Genomic DNA, 13509 nt, shown 5'->3' on the forward strand with positions numbered 1-13509 from the left:
CTTGGAATCGCTGTCGCGGAAAGAAATTCGCCTTGCGGCGCGAGCCTTTAGGCAGGGGTGCTTAGGTGCCGCTGGCGAAAAAAGCCGTTTCCGCGCCCGCAAAGGATGGGTTAGCGTCCCGCCGCTATCTCAAAAGGACCACCCATGCGCTTTGCCGGCACCGAAAACTACGTCGCGACCGAAGATCTCACCGTCGCCGTCAATGCCGCGATCCGGCTGGAGCGCCCACTGCTGGTGAAGGGCGAGCCCGGCACCGGCAAGACGGTTCTGGCCGAGGAGATCGCCGCAGCGCTCGGCGCGCCGCTGATCACCTGGCACATCAAGTCGACGACCAAGGCGCAGCAGGGCCTCTACGAATACGATGCGGTGAGCCGCCTGCGCGACAGCCAGCTCGGCGATCCCCGCGTCTCCGAGATCGGAAACTACATCAAGCGCGGCAAGCTCTGGGAGGCTTTCGCCGCGCCCGTCCGCCCGGTGCTGCTGATCGACGAGATCGACAAGGCCGATATCGAGTTCCCCAACGACCTGCTGCTCGAGCTCGACCGCATGGAATTCCATGTCTACGAGACGGCTGAGACGATCAAGGCGGCGCAGCGGCCGGTGATGATCATCACCTCCAACAACGAGAAGGAGCTGCCGGACGCGTTCCTGCGACGCTGCTTCTTCCACTATATCCGCTTCCCCGATGCCGAGACGATGCAGGCGATCGTCGAGGTGCATTTCCCCGGCATCAAGAAGCGCCTGATGGAGGAGGCGCTGCGCCTGTTCTTCGAGGTGCGCGAGGTGCCCGGCATCAAGAAAAAGCCCTCGACCTCGGAACTGCTCGACTGGCTGAAGCTGCTCGTCGCCGAGGATATCGGGCCGGAAGTCCTGCGCGAGCGCGACCCGCGCAAGCTGATCCCGCCGCTGCACGGGGCGCTGCTGAAGAACGAGCAGGACGTTTCGCTGTTCGAGAAGCTCGCCTTCATGGCGCGGCGCGAGAGCCGGTGAGGCCGATGCCCGGCTCGCAAGCCGGGATCGCCGTGGCGAGATCGACCTTGGGGTCGATCGCGCGCACCGCCTCGGTCAGGTCGAAGTCGCGCATGAGCAGGACATAGTCCTGTGTCTCCGAAGTCTTGAGATAGCCGGTCATGGTGACCGGCTTGGCGGAGAGTTCGCCGAGCCGGCAGGCCTTGTCCGCGCCGAGCGAGAGGCTGCCGCGATTGCCGCTCTGCTGCGGCCCGGCAAACATTTCCTCGCGGAAGGCTCCCAGCCGCGCCACGTCCGCCGAGCTCAGTTTGAACAGCGTGAAGTGCCGCCCCGGGGCGATCAGCACAGGCAACGAGGCGAGTTCCGTCGCGTCGCGCACCTCCTCCAGTACCACCTTGCGCTCATGACGGCCGCCATCCTTCGGCAGGGCTGCGATCGTCATCGTGACGCCGCCAGGCAGCGGACGGATATCGGCCGGAAGGCTGATTCCGGCCCGCAACTGCGAGAGGTCGGTGGTCTTGATGTCGATCTTCGCCAGTTTCGGCAGCGAGGTCAGCGGAACATGCCCGCAGCCGGCGAGCAGGCTGGCGAGGAGGAGGCAGGCAGGTGAGGCGATACGCATGGCGGCTCTTCGGATATGATTGCCTTTGACATTTATAAATTCATCTCTTAGTTTAATTTTGTCAACCGAGGGAATAATCATGCCGATGTCGTTTCAGCCTCCGGCCACGTTTTCGGAGGAGGCCGCTGCGCGGCTGCGCAACGTCAGTCGATACGCGCGCGCCTTCTGCTATGCGGCGGGATCGCTCATGTTCTTCGGGCTGGTCTGGTTGTGGACCGACGCTCAGGCGCTCGCTCATTACGCTCGCAGTGCGATAGGGCTCGGAGACGCCGTGCTGGCTCCTTCGGTCCGGGGCTATTGGATGGCGTTCGGCCTCGCCTGGATCCCGGCCGGACTTTTCATTCTGGCGATGCTGCAACTGGGGCGCCTGTTCCGGGCGTTCGGCGAGGGCAGGGTCCTGGTCGAGGAGAACGCCGCCGGGCTGCTGCGCGTCGGCTGGCTTCTGGCCTGCTTCGGTGCGACGACGCCGATCGTCCGTACCTTGCAGAGCATCGCTCTGACCTTCGACAATCCCCCGGGACAGCGGCATCTTGCGATCACGCTCGATCCCGGGATCTTTGCCGCGCTGGCCGCCGCCGCCGCGCTCATCGCCTTCGGCCATGTGTTGCGGGAGGCGATCCGGCTGGCGGACGAGAATCAGAGTTTCGTGTAAGCCGGCATCATGCCCGTCGTCGTCGAACTCGATGTCATGCTCGCGCGCCGCAAGATGCGTTCGAAGGAACTCGCCCAGCGGATCGACCTGACCGAACAGCAGGTCTCGCAGCTGAAGTCGGGAAAGGTGCGCGGCATGCGCTTCGACACGCTGTCGCGCATCTGCGACGTGCTTCAGTGCCAGCCGGGCGATCTGCTGCGCTACGAGCCGGGGCCTGAAGCCGAAGGGGACTGATTGCCGACAGTTCGGCCGGCTGCAATGCGCCAGGATGGTTTGCGTCAGCCGAGGCCAAGCAGTGGGCGGGCCTTCAGCGCGGCGATCAGCGCTGTCGCGGTCACGCAGGCATAGACGAGTGCGAAGGCATCGACGCTGCGCAGCGCTATGGTGCGCCCGAGCAGCGAGGCGAGCAGCGCGAAGGCCGGAACGATCTGCATCGCATGGAGTGCCAGGAAATGGGCTAGGCGCAGGTCGCCCGCGGTCAATGACCAGCCGAAGAAGGGGATGACTGCTGCGCCCGGCATCGGCGTGCCGACCGTGTGCCCGCTGGCCGAACTGATGATGGCACCGGAGAGGAGGCCGAGGCCGCAGGTCAGGGCGAGGCCGAGGACGAGCGAGCGGCGCAGCGCCGGGGGCATCGGCGCAGCACCGCGGCGGGCGAGGCCATAGGCCAGCACGCCGCTCGCGGCTGTGAAGAGCACGGCGGCGACGCCCATCGCGGCATAGAGGATGATCGCCGCCACGCCGTCCTGGTTGTAATGCGAGGCTTCGCCGCGTGAGGCGCGCCAGGCGATGTAGACGAGCTCGAAGAAGAGCAGCCCGATCCCCGGCCAGACCGTGAAGCGGCCGAGCCGAGAGCGCTGGAAGGCCTCGCTAGTCAACGGCAGCAGCACTGCGAAGGACAGGAGATAGACCGCGATCGAGATCTCGAACTTCAGCGGCTTGAGCCAGACATTGTCGCCGTTGAACAAGCGCGGATCGACGGCATGGGCGAGCAGCGTCGGGATCACGAGCAGAAGCATTGCGATTCCGGCCGCCGTCAGCCGCGGCTCCCATTCCAGTGCCCGGAACGGTCCCGGCAGCCGCGCCAGGAAGCGCGGGATACGGTCCTCCGACGCGATGGTGCGGCTGATGGCGATCAGGCGATAGAGCAGGTAGCCGGCCGGGCCGAACAGGAAAGTGAGAGCGAGAACCGGGATCATCGCCCAATGCGGTAGGCCTTCGCGCTGGGACTGGCCAAGCAGCCATGCGCCGATTAGCAGGTCGAAGGCGAGAAAATGGACCCAGCCTGCCAGCAGCAGTGGCCGTGAGGCGAAGAGCGATGCGACAGCGTCGAGCGAGGAGAAGCCGCCGGCCGCGTCATGCCAGAACACGGCGATCAGGACGAAATAGCCGAGCGAGAGAAGCGTGGGGATGACGAGGCCGGCGATGGCTCGGCCGAGGCGCCAGTGCGGCAGACAGATCAGGAGAAGCCAGCCCGCGATCGCGAGCTGGCCGGCCATCGAAAACGCAGCGTCCGACGTCAAAGGCGGCATGATACCCTCAAATCTTGACAGTGTTCAGTTGCGAGTTGGTTCTGGCGCGCTATCTTGACGCCGTCAAGATAATTTTGACGCTGTTAAGATTGAGGAGGCCGCGATGGCCGATGCTCCGGCGCCGGCCGTGCGCGGGCACTATCACCACGGCTCCTTGCGGGAGGCGATGATCGCCGCGGCCGAGGAGGTGCTGGCGGAGCGCGGGCTCGGCGGCTTCACTCTGCGCGAATGCGCCCGTCGGGCAGGGGTCTCGCCCGCGGCACCGGCACACCATTTCGGCAACCTGACCGGGCTGCTCACCGCGATCGCGACGCTGGGCTTCATCGATCTGGGGACGGCGATGGAAGCGGCCGTCGCGACGGCGCAGGAGCAGGGGCGCAGTAGGCTCGCCGCGATCGCGTGCGCCTATGTCGAGACGGCGCTGGCCAATCCCGGCCGCTTCCGCGTGGTCTTCGGACAGCGGGGCATCGATCGGGAGGATGTCGGCTGCCAGATGGCCTCGGGCCGCGCCTTCGGCATCCTGCTGCGAGAGGTCCGATCGGCCGCTGGCCGGCCGCCATTGCCTGCCATGGACCAGAAGCCGCCGGCGAATGTGCTCGCTCCCGATCTGCCGGAGGTGTTGCTGGCCTGGTCGGCTGTCCACGGCTTCTCGACCCTGTTGATCGACGGGGCGCTGGATTTCCTCAACGAGGGGAGCGATCGTGAGGCGTTCGTCGAAAAGCATGCGGCCCGGCTGTTTGCGTTGCTGGCCTCGGTGCTTCACGTGACGCAGGGGCTCGCAAAAGCCGACGCCCGCGATTAGGTTCTGCTCATGCGACGCCTCATGCTACTGCGCCACGCCAAGTCCCACTGGCCCACCGGTGTGGCCGACCGCGACCGACCGCTCGCGGCACGGGGGCGCGAAGCCGCTCCCGTGATGGGGCGCTATCTCGCCGACGAATTGCTGCTGCCCGATCTCGTGCTGGTCTCGCCTGCGAAGCGCACGGTCGAGACCTGGGAGATGGTGGCGCCGATGCTGCCGGAACGGCCGCCCGTCCAGTTCGAGCCGCGGATCTACGAAGCCAAGACCGAGCGCCTTCTCGATGTCGTGCAGGAGGTCGAGGGCGATGTCCGCACGCTCCTGTTGATCGGTCACAACCCCGGCTTCGAGGAACTGGCGCATCTGCTCACCGGGCATGGTGACCGCTATGCGTCGGCACGAATGAGCCAGAAATATCCGACCTGCGGGCTGGCCGTGATCGATTTCGCCACCGAGCACTGGTACGCGGTCGCAGCGCGGGAAGGACGGCTCGACCGCTTCGTCACCCCGGGCTCGCTCGGCGAAGGCCCGGACGAATGAGAGAGCCTTCGGCACGTCGACCGAGGCCTGGGCACGTCCTGCGCGCTTCCGCTTTATGAGCGACACCTCCTATCTCGACAGTGCCCGCAACGCGGCTCTCGCCTTCGGCGACAGCCTGCTCGGGCTTGCGCGGCCGCGCCTGCGGATCGGCGTCACCGGGCTGTCGCGCTCGGGCAAGACGGTCTTCACCACCGCCTTGATCCAGAACCTGATCGAAGGCGCGAAGCTGCCGGTGCTGAAAGCGGCCTCCGAGGGCCGGATCGCCCGCGTGCGACTGGTGCCGCAGCCCGACCCGGACGTGCCGCGCTTTCCCTACGAGGCGCACCGCGCCGCGATGAACGGCGAGGGGCGGCGCTGGCCGGAATCGACGCGGCGCATTTCCGAGCTCAGGGTCGAGATCGACTACGAGCGGGCGGCCGGCTGGTTCAAGGGGCCGGCGACGCTGACGCTCGACATCGTCGACTATCCCGGCGAATGGCTGCTTGATCTCGCCCTGATCGGGCAGGACTACAAGGACTGGTCGGCGCAGGCCATCGCCGACGCCCGCAAGGCGCATCGGCGCGAGGCCGCCGCCGCTTGGCTGGCGGACCTTCCGGGGCGGGACCCGGACGGCGCGCCGGACGAGCTCGCGGCGGAGGCGGCGAGCGACCTGTTCAAGGGCTATCTCGCCCGGTTGCGAGCGGACCCCGAAGCGGTCGCGGTGACGCCGCCCGGGCGCTTCCTGATGCCCGGCGATCTCGAGGGCTCGCCGGCTCTCACCTTCGCCCCGCTCGATCTCGGCCATGACGGGCAAGTGCGGCCGGGCACGTTGGCGGCGCTGATGGCGGAGCGCTTCGAGGCCTATAAGCGCGTCGTGGTCACGCCATTCTTCCGCGATCACTTCGCAAGGCTCGACCGACAGATCGTGCTGGTCGACGTGCTGGCGGCGCTCGATGCCGGGGCGCCGGCCCTGGCCGATCTCGAAACCGCGCTGGGGCAGGCGCTCGCGGCCTTTTCGGTCGGGCGCAATTCCTGGCTCACGAGCCTGTTCGCGCCGCGGATCGAGCGCGTGCTCTTCGCCGCGACCAAGGCCGACCATATCCACCATTCGAGCCATGACCGGCTGGCGGCGGTGATGTCGCATCTGGTCGGGCGGGCGCTGTCGCGGGCGCAAGGGGCGGGCGCGCAGGTCGAGGCGATGGCGCTGGCCGCGGTCCGGGCGACGCATGAAGTGAGGATCAAGGAAGGCCGCGAGGAATTGCCGGCCATCGCAGGTGTGCCGGAGGCGGGCGAGACGATCGACGGGCAGGTCTTCGACGGCATTGCGGAAGCGGCTATCTTCCCGGGCGAATTGCCCGAGCGGCCCGAGGCGATCTTCGATCCCAAGGCGCATTGGCAGGTCAGGGCGCCGCGCTTCCGGCCGCCGCTGGTCGGGCCGGATGCGGGCGGGCGCCTGAAGCCGCCGCCGCAGATCCGCCTCGACCGTGCGCTGGAATTCCTGATCGGCGACAAGCTGGCATGAACGGGGTTTCGCGATGAGCAAGGCACCGCGCGCGATCCGTCTCGACAACCCGAAGCCGGGTGAACCGGCCGGCGAGGTCCCGATCCGGCAGGGCGATCTCGCGATCCTGCCCGAGAGCGAACCGATCGATGCCATGGTTCCCGTTGTGCCGGTGAAGCCCAAACGGCGCTTCTCCTGGGGTTCGCTGTTCGTGGCGGGGCTGTCTGGCTTCCTGGCGCTGGCGGCCGGCGTCTGGGTCGAGAACACCATCCGCGCGCTGATGAGCCAGAACCCGGCGCTGGGCTATGCCGCGCTGGTCTGCGCGGCGATCGCGACGCTGGCGCTGCTGGTCATGCTGGCGCGGGTGCTGCGTGACATCCTGCGCGAGCGCAAGGTCGAGGCGCTGCGCGAGCGTGCCGTCGCGGCGCTGGTTGGCGGCACGCCCGACGAGGGCCGCGCGATCGCCGGAGAACTCGTCACGCTCTACAAGGGGCGGGCGCAGACCGCGCAGGGCCGCGCCGCGCTGCAGGAGGCGCTGCCGCAGCTCTTCGCGGCGCGCGACATGCTGACGGTGGCGGAGCGCAGCCTGCTGGCGCCGCTCGATGCGCTGGCGACCGCCCAGATCGCGCAGGCGGCGCGGCGCGTCTCGCTGGTGACGGCGGTGAGCCCGCGGGCGCTGGTCGATGTCATTTTCGTACTGGTCGCCTGCGCGCGGCTCCTGCGCTCGATCGCCGGCATCTATGCCGGGCGTCCCGGCACGCTCGGCCTGCTCAGGCTGGCGCGGCAGGTGATGAACCACCTCGTCCTGACCGGGGGCATGGCAGCGGGCGATGCCGTGATCCAGCAGGTGCTCGGGCAGGGGCTCGCCGCCCGGCTCTCGGCCAAGCTCGGCGAGGGCGTGATCAACGGAATGCTGACCGCCAGGATCGGGCTCGCCGCGCTCGCGGTCTGTCGGCCCCTGCCTTTCGTCGAAGCGGCCGCGCCGACATTGTCGGATGTCGCGGGCGATCTCGGCGGGTGGCGGGGCGGCAAGGACGAAGAAGCCTGAACCCGGCAGAATCTGCCGGCAAGGGCGAATTTGCCCGGCTCGGACTGCCGCTAAACCTTTCGTAAACGATCCAACTCTTTGAAATCGCATGAAGCCTCGCATGGCACGCGCCGTGCAGAACCTTGCCTCGAGTTGTGGGCCGCCCTTGGGGGGCTGCCGGTCGAGGTGAGGGTTCCATGGGTGTTTTCAGTGCGCTGACGACGGCGGTTTCGGGAATGACGGCGCAGTCCTATGCGCTCGAGAACATCTCCGGAAACATCGCCAATTCCCGGACGGCGGGCTACAAGCGGGTCGACACCGCCTTTGCCGATCTCGTGCCGGATGCGGCGCTGCGGCGCCAGGTCGCCGGCTCGGTCCAGGCCTTCAGCCAGGCGACGAACTCGATCCAGGGCGATCTCAACCCGACCCGCATCGACACCAATATCGCGATCAACGGCGATGGCTTCTTCGTGGTCGACCAGCGCCAGAGCGGCGTCGGTGCCAACACGCAGTTCTCGAACAGCAATCTCTTCACGCGGCGCGGCGATTTCGACTTCGACGCGAACGGCTATCTCGTCAACGGCGCCGGCTACTACCTCAAGGGTCTGAAAATCGACCAGGTGACCGGCCAGCTGATCGGCACGCAGCCGGACGTGCTGCGCATCACCAAGGAGCAGTTCCCGGCCAAGGCGACGACCTCGATCGAGTACCGCGCCAATATCCCGGCCGTGCCGGCGACGACCCAGAAGACGCAGGGCGGCACCGAATTCCTCAATGCCGCCTCGGTCACCGCGGCGGGCACGGCGCCCAACCCCTATGCTGGCAACGCCGCCGTCATGGGCAACAATATCAGCAGCTTCCTGGCGACCTCGATCCCCGGCGGGTCGGTCACCGTCTATGACACGCTCGGCAAGGCCACCAGCGTCGAGATGCGCTGGGCCAAGATCGACAACGGCAACCCGGCCGCGGTGCCGCCGACGACGGGCACCTGGGGCCTGTTCGTGGCCCAGGACACCAGCGCGACGGGCGCCGGCCAGGTCGCCTATGTTCAGGCCAGCCAGCCCGTCACCTTCGGCACGACCGGCCAGATGGTGACCCCGGCGACCGGGGACATCACCCTGCCGACCATGACGATCAACGGCACCACCATCACCGGCATCAACCTGACGACCGGCGGCAATGGCGTGACCCAGAACGGCGATGTCAGCGGCCAGATCGACGCGCGCAGCATCCGCCAGGATGGCTACACCGCCGGCACGCTCGACCGCGTCTCGGTCTCGGCCGAAGGCCAGGTGATCGGCACCTTCAGCAACGGCCAGGTCGTGGCGCTCGCGCAGGTCTCGGTCGCCCGCTTCAACGCCGACAACTCGCTGAAGCGGCTCGATGGCGGCGCCTTCGAGGAGACGATCGAATCCGGCCCGCCGATCATCGGTCTCGGCACCTCGCAGATGGTCGGCGGCAGCGTCGAGCAGTCGAACACGGACATCGCCGACGAATTCTCCAAGATGATCGTCACCCAGCAGGCCTATTCGGCCAACACCAAGGTCATCACCACCGCCCAGGAAATGCTGAGCGCGGTGTTCAACATCATCCGCTGACCGGCGCATCTGCCTAAGCGGCGGCCCAGAAGGGCCGCCTCTCGCAACAGGAGTTGACGATGGGCATCAGCACTTCCCTCAACACGGCGATCAACGGGCTCAATGCCACGCAGGTCGGCATCGGCATCGTCTCGCAGAACGTCGCCAATGCGGGAACGACGGGCTATGTCCGGCGGACGGTCTCGACGGCCGACAGCCTGTCCGGCCGCACGGTCGGCGTGCAGAGCACGCAGGTCCAGCGGCTGCTCGACAAGATCGTCCAGCACCAGCTCTGGCAGGAAGCGTCGGGTGCCGGCTACACCTCGACACGCGCGAGTGCGCTCTCGAACCTCGACAAGCTCTACGGCGCGCCCGGCAGTGCCACGGCGCTCGATACGGTCTTCAACAAGTTCACGAACGCGTTGCAGGCGCTCCAGAACGACCCGTCATCCTACAGCCTGCGCTCACAGGTTATCGACAATGCGACGCAGCTCGCGCGCCAGCTCAATACGCTTTCCAGCGGTGTGCAGGCGCTGCGCAGCCAGGCCGAGAACGGTATCGCGACCGGCGTCGCCAAGGTCAACGACCTGCTCGGAGCGCTTTCCAAGGTCAATGCACGCATCGTCGGCAGCCCGAACGACAGCGCGACCGCTGCCCTGAAGGACCAGCGCGACCTGATCCTGTCCGAGCTGTCGCAGTATGTCGACATCAAGACGACGGAGGACGCACGCGGGTCGGTGAGCATCGTCACCAGCTCGGGGACACAGCTCTTCGACGGGCAGGCCGCCGTTACCTTCACGTTCGACGAGCATCCCGGGTTGGGGTCGGAGGACCAGTGGAACATCGACCCGACGCAGCGGGGCGTCGGCACGATCAAGATCAGGGACGCGTCCGGAAACGTCTCCGACGCGATCGCCAACCGAATCTTCCGTTCCGGCGAGATCGCGGCCAACATCGAGCTGCGCGACAAGACGCTGGTCCAGGCTCAGGCGCAGCTCGACGAGATCGCCGCCCAGATGGCGAAGGCGCTCTCGGAGAACTCGCTCTCCAGCACGGCGTTTCCGCCATCCCCGGCGGCGCCGACCGGTCTCGATCTGGATCTCGGCTTCGATCCCACCAGGCAGCGCCTGAACACGCTGACCTTCGATTACACCCCGACGCCGCCCGGCCCGACGAGACACTTCTCGTTCGTCAATGCGCCGGCGGGAACGACCTTGCCGGCCAGCACCGATCCGAACACAACGGTGATCGCGATCGACTTCTCGGCCGGTCCGGCTTCGGTCGCCGCCCAGATCCAGAACGCGCTCGATACCAATGGCGCGACCGGCTTCACGGTCGCCAACCCCGCCGGCTCGACGCTGCGGATCACCGAGCCGGGCGGCCGTGTTGCCGGGCTTGGTGCCAAGACCAGCGTGCTCACAGCCGATGCTGCGACGCCGGGGATGCCGCTCTTCGTCGATGCGGACAACAAGCCTTTCGTCGCCTCCTATGACGAGGCCACGCGCAAGACCGGCCTGGCGGCGCGTATCGCGGTCAACGCCGATGTCATCAAGGACCGGTCGCTCCTGGTCGGCCCGGCGGGCACGGCGGCCGGCGATACGACGCGACCCAAGGCATTGCTCAACAGCCTGACGAGCAGCGTTCGCAGCTTCGACAACTCCTCCTCGCCGGACGGGTCGACGGCGCAGTTCTCCGGAACGCTCACCAGTTTCGTCCAGCGCGTGGTGTCCTCGCAGGGACAGGCGGTCGAGGCCGCCAAGCGCCTCAACGAGGGCCAGCAGGTCGCGCTCGCCTCGATCCAGAGTCGCTTCCAGGAAACGTCGCAGGTCAATGTCGATCAGGAAATGTCGATGCTGATCGAGCTTCAGACCGCCTATGCCGCGAATGCCCGCATCATCTCCACGGTGAAGGAGATGATGGACGTGCTGATGAGAGTGTGAGGCCACGATGACCATCACCAGCTACGGCACCGGCGCCTATCGCGCGGCCAAGCCCAACGAATTCGTCTCTACCCGGGCCCAGTTCGACGACCTCCAGCGCCAGCTCGACACCAAGCAGCGCAGCACCAGCTATGGCGATCTCGGTATCGACCGGCGCGTCAGCCTCGACCTCAACAGCAAGATGGCGCAGATCGATTCCTGGCTGAGCGGCATCGAATTGACCGGCGTCAACCTCAAGTTGCAGACCGCCTCGGTCGAGAACTTCACCAAGCTTACCAACGAGACCCGCAACGACACGCGCTCCAACAGCTATGTGCCGAGCGCGAGCGGCCGTTCGTCGCCCCAGGTTCTGGCGGAAGAGAAGTTCAAGCAAACGCTCGACCTGTTGAATATCGCGGTCAACGGACGCTACCTCTTCTCGGGCAAGACCTCCGACACGCAGCCGACGCTGGGATACAACGAGATCATCAACGGCGATGGCGCCGGCAGGGACGGCCTGAGGCAGATGATCGACGAGCGCCGACAGGCCGATCTCGGCTCCGGACTCGGCCGGCTGACCACGGGCGGGGCCGGGACGACAGCAACGATCGCCGAGGAGAACCCCCCTCAGCCCTACGGTTTCAAGATCGTCGGCATCACCGGCAGTTCGGCCGCGCTGGCGACGACGTTCAATCCGGGTCCGCCTGCGGATGCCGCTGCGAATGTCGCAGCGCAGCCTGCAGCCGGCGATACCGTGCGCATCCAGCTCAAATTGCCCGACGGGACACAGGAAGAGGTGGTGCTGACCGCGCGGGCCGCCGGCACCACAGGTTCCAGCAGCGACAGCTTCGAGATCGGCGTCGATGCCAATGCGACTGCCGTCAATCTCCGGGCCTCCATCGCGGCGGGGCTGGGCAAGCAGGCCAACACGGCGCTCTCGGCCGCTTCCTCGCAGGTCGCCGCGCAGGAGTTCTTCGCCGGCAGCCCGAACAACCCGCCGAAGCGGGTGCCGGGGCCTCCCTTCGCCACAGCGACCTTGCCGCCGAGCAATACCGGCCCCGCCGCAACCAAGACGGTGATCTGGTATCGCGGCGACGACGGGGCGGATTCGGCGCGCAACACGGCGACGGTGCAGGTCGATCAGGGTCAGACAGTCGGCACGGGCGCACGGGCGAACGAGGAAGCCTTCCGCGTCGGCCTTGCCCAGTTCGCGATCATGGCCGTGGAGAACTTCCCGGCTGCCGATACGAACTCGCAGGCACGCTACGAGGCCATGGCGGCGCGGGTTGGCGAGAAGCTCGGCTTCGGCGGCACCACGCAGAAGCCGGCCGAGCTCATCACCGAGTTCGGCTCGGCCCAGTCGGCGCTGACCAGTGCGAAAGAGCGCCACCAGAGCACCAAGGGCTACCTCAACACGACGCTTGCCGGTGTCGAGAACGTCACCACCGAGGAAGTCGCGACGCAAATCCTGTCCCTGCAGACGCAGTTGCAGGCGAGCTACCAGGTGACCTCGATGCTCTCCAAGCTGTCGCTGACGAACTATCTCTGAGTATCGCCAAGGAGCCGTCCAGCTCAAACGAAAACGCCGCCCTTTGAAAGGGCGGCGTTTTCGTTTGTCCAGGTGGATCGACCTCCCGATGCGGCTCAGCGCCCGCGCAAGCCGGCGGCGATGTCGCGGTTGATGTTAACCAGGACGCCCAGCGACTGCGGATTCGGGTCGGTCGAAATCTTGAAGGTCTGGTTGAAGATGAAATTGGCCAGGCTGAGGATGTTGGTCTTGATGCCGACCGGGAGCGGATTGTCCTCGGCGATCACGGCGGAGACCAGCAGAGTCCAGAGCCGGCGGTTATAGGTCAGCGCCTCGTCCAACTCACGCTCGCGCAGGTTCCAGTCGTCGGCGACAGCCTGGAGCCGCATGGCGGCCTTGATCAGAAGAGAGGCTTCGAGTTCGCGAGGCGAAACGACGGATTGAGCAGTCTTGGCCGCGGCAGCGTAGGCATTAAACCCGTTTTGCATTCTCGATCAGTTCCGCTTCATAGGCGATCAGCTTTCTGGCCGCCTTGAGAGCCTTATAGAGGTCGTCGCTTAAGATGCGGTTATTGATCTCGTGAACATGCGGCAGAGCGCTGGGCGCTGCGTTGACGAAATCGCGCACGAGCTGGAAGTAAGTTTCGTGCTCGAGCGTCGGGTCCTGTGCCAGGTACATGAGCTGGATGGCGAGATAGATCTTCTTGGCCGGACTATCGGCAGTCGCGGCCGTGAGGATGTCCTTCTCGCGCAGGATGGGCGCGTCGCCCTCGATGAAGAAGCGCGTACGCTGCTCGTCGTTGCGGATCACCACCTGGCCGATGATGATGCGCTCGCGCGGCTTGAGTTCGACCTTGAGGGCCAT

14 protein-coding genes are annotated in these 13509 nt (G+C 66.6%); 10 read left to right on the forward strand and 4 right to left on the reverse strand.

Going from position 1 to position 13509, the window contains the following annotated elements; genetic code table 11:
• Positions 1–144 precede the first annotated feature (144 nt).
• Positions 145–990, forward strand: coding sequence for an AAA family ATPase (locus AC6RIC_RS10555; RefSeq protein ID WP_454656299.1), 846 nt, complete (start codon positions 145–147; stop codon positions 988–990).
• Here AC6RIC_RS10555 and AC6RIC_RS10560 read toward each other — a convergent pair.
• Positions 965–1591 carry a hypothetical protein gene (locus tag AC6RIC_RS10560; protein WP_499736131.1) on the reverse strand — a complete coding sequence of 209 codons (627 nt, stop codon included), beginning with the start codon at positions 1589–1591 and terminating at the stop codon, positions 965–967. The two genes, AC6RIC_RS10555 and AC6RIC_RS10560, sit on opposite strands and share 26 nt — an antisense overlap.
• Before the next feature lie 187 nt (positions 1592–1778).
• Between AC6RIC_RS10560 and AC6RIC_RS10565 the strand changes: the two genes are divergently transcribed.
• Both AC6RIC_RS10565 and AC6RIC_RS10570 read left to right on the forward strand, forming a co-directional pair.
• Complete coding sequence (locus AC6RIC_RS10565) at positions 1779–2243, forward strand: DUF2975 domain-containing protein (protein ID WP_454656301.1); 465 nt, start codon at positions 1779–1781, stop codon at positions 2241–2243.
• Positions 2244–2252: 9 nt separating this feature from the next.
• On the forward strand, positions 2253–2477 hold the full coding sequence (locus tag AC6RIC_RS10570; RefSeq protein ID WP_454656302.1) for a helix-turn-helix domain-containing protein: 225 nt from the start codon (positions 2253–2255) through the stop codon (positions 2475–2477).
• Positions 2478–2521: 44 nt separating this feature from the next.
• Here AC6RIC_RS10570 and AC6RIC_RS10575 read toward each other — a convergent pair whose 3' ends face one another.
• On the reverse strand, positions 2522–3775 hold the full coding sequence (locus AC6RIC_RS10575) for an ABA4-like family protein (protein WP_499736132.1): 1254 nt from the start codon (positions 3773–3775) through the stop codon (positions 2522–2524).
• 103 nt (positions 3776–3878) lie between these two features.
• On the opposite strand from AC6RIC_RS10575, the gene AC6RIC_RS10580 reads away from it, so the two are divergent.
• The 7 genes from AC6RIC_RS10580 to AC6RIC_RS10610 all read left to right on the forward strand — a co-directional run bounded on the left by AC6RIC_RS10580 (position 3879) and on the right by AC6RIC_RS10610 (position 12666).
• Entirely contained in the window at positions 3879–4577 is a 699-nt protein-coding gene (locus tag AC6RIC_RS10580) for a TetR/AcrR family transcriptional regulator (protein ID WP_499736133.1), read from the forward strand.
• A gap of 21 nt (positions 4578–4598) precedes the next feature.
• The gene (locus AC6RIC_RS10585) at positions 4599–5114 is read left to right on the forward strand and encodes a SixA phosphatase family protein (RefSeq protein WP_499736134.1); all 516 of its coding nucleotides are present in this window, start codon (positions 4599–4601) and stop codon (positions 5112–5114) included.
• A 55-nt stretch (positions 5115–5169) separates the two neighbouring features.
• Complete coding sequence (locus tag AC6RIC_RS10590) at positions 5170–6615, forward strand: YcjX family GTP-binding protein (RefSeq protein WP_499736135.1); 1446 nt, start codon at positions 5170–5172, stop codon at positions 6613–6615.
• A 13-nt stretch (positions 6616–6628) separates the two neighbouring features.
• Positions 6629–7642 carry a YcjF family protein gene (locus AC6RIC_RS10595; RefSeq protein ID WP_499736136.1) on the forward strand — a complete coding sequence of 338 codons (1014 nt, stop codon included), beginning with the start codon at positions 6629–6631 and terminating at the stop codon, positions 7640–7642.
• 176 nt (positions 7643–7818) lie between these two features.
• On the forward strand, positions 7819–9219 hold the full coding sequence (locus AC6RIC_RS10600; RefSeq protein WP_454656308.1) for a flagellar hook protein FlgE: 1401 nt from the start codon (positions 7819–7821) through the stop codon (positions 9217–9219).
• Positions 9220–9278: 59 nt separating this feature from the next.
• Positions 9279–11138, forward strand: coding sequence for a flagellar hook-associated protein FlgK (gene flgK, locus AC6RIC_RS10605; protein WP_499736137.1), 1860 nt, complete (start codon positions 9279–9281; stop codon positions 11136–11138).
• 7 nt (positions 11139–11145) lie between these two features.
• Positions 11146–12666: a flagellin gene (locus tag AC6RIC_RS10610; RefSeq protein WP_499736138.1), complete on the forward strand. Its 1521-nt coding sequence runs from the start codon at positions 11146–11148 to the stop codon at positions 12664–12666.
• Between the two features lie 95 nt (positions 12667–12761).
• On the opposite strand, the gene flaF is transcribed toward AC6RIC_RS10610, so the two are convergent.
• Positions 12762–13133 carry a flagellar biosynthesis regulator FlaF gene (gene flaF, locus AC6RIC_RS10615; RefSeq protein WP_499736139.1) on the reverse strand — a complete coding sequence of 124 codons (372 nt, stop codon included), beginning with the start codon at positions 13131–13133 and terminating at the stop codon, positions 12762–12764.
• Positions 13117–13509 carry a flagellar biosynthesis repressor FlbT gene (gene flbT, locus AC6RIC_RS10620; protein ID WP_047577967.1) on the reverse strand — a complete coding sequence of 131 codons (393 nt, stop codon included), beginning with the start codon at positions 13507–13509 and terminating at the stop codon, positions 13117–13119. Before flbT ends, flaF begins: the two co-directional genes overlap by 17 nt.

This window comes from Allobosea sp. TBD101 (genome assembly GCF_059817965.1).

Excerpts from the sequence above, each read along its gene's own strand:
- flgK (WP_499736137.1), top strand. The coding sequence starts at position 9,279 with ATGGGCATCAGCACTTCCCTCAACACGGCGATCAACGGGCTCAATGCC.
- AC6RIC_RS10600 (WP_454656308.1), top strand. The coding sequence starts at position 7,819 with ATGGGTGTTTTCAGTGCGCTGACGACGGCGGTTTCGGGAATGACGGCG.
- flaF (WP_499736139.1), bottom strand. The coding sequence starts at position 13,133 with ATGCAAAACGGGTTTAATGCCTACGCTGCCGCGGCCAAGACTGCTCAA.
- AC6RIC_RS10575 (WP_499736132.1), bottom strand. The coding sequence starts at position 3,775 with ATGCCGCCTTTGACGTCGGACGCTGCGTTTTCGATGGCCGGCCAGCTC.
- AC6RIC_RS10595 (WP_499736136.1), top strand. The coding sequence starts at position 6,629 with ATGAGCAAGGCACCGCGCGCGATCCGTCTCGACAACCCGAAGCCGGGT.
- AC6RIC_RS10590 (WP_499736135.1), top strand. The coding sequence starts at position 5,170 with ATGAGCGACACCTCCTATCTCGACAGTGCCCGCAACGCGGCTCTCGCC.
- flbT (WP_047577967.1), bottom strand. The coding sequence starts at position 13,509 with ATGGCCCTCAAGGTCGAACTCAAGCCGCGCGAGCGCATCATCATCGGC.
- AC6RIC_RS10585 (WP_499736134.1), top strand. The coding sequence starts at position 4,599 with ATGCTACTGCGCCACGCCAAGTCCCACTGGCCCACCGGTGTGGCCGAC.
- AC6RIC_RS10570 (WP_454656302.1), top strand. The coding sequence starts at position 2,253 with ATGCCCGTCGTCGTCGAACTCGATGTCATGCTCGCGCGCCGCAAGATG.
- AC6RIC_RS10610 (WP_499736138.1), top strand. The coding sequence starts at position 11,146 with ATGACCATCACCAGCTACGGCACCGGCGCCTATCGCGCGGCCAAGCCC.
- AC6RIC_RS10565 (WP_454656301.1), top strand. The coding sequence starts at position 1,779 with ATGTTCTTCGGGCTGGTCTGGTTGTGGACCGACGCTCAGGCGCTCGCT.
- AC6RIC_RS10580 (WP_499736133.1), top strand. The coding sequence starts at position 3,879 with ATGGCCGATGCTCCGGCGCCGGCCGTGCGCGGGCACTATCACCACGGC.
- AC6RIC_RS10560 (WP_499736131.1), bottom strand. The coding sequence starts at position 1,591 with ATGCGTATCGCCTCACCTGCCTGCCTCCTCCTCGCCAGCCTGCTCGCC.
- AC6RIC_RS10555 (WP_454656299.1), top strand. The coding sequence starts at position 145 with ATGCGCTTTGCCGGCACCGAAAACTACGTCGCGACCGAAGATCTCACC.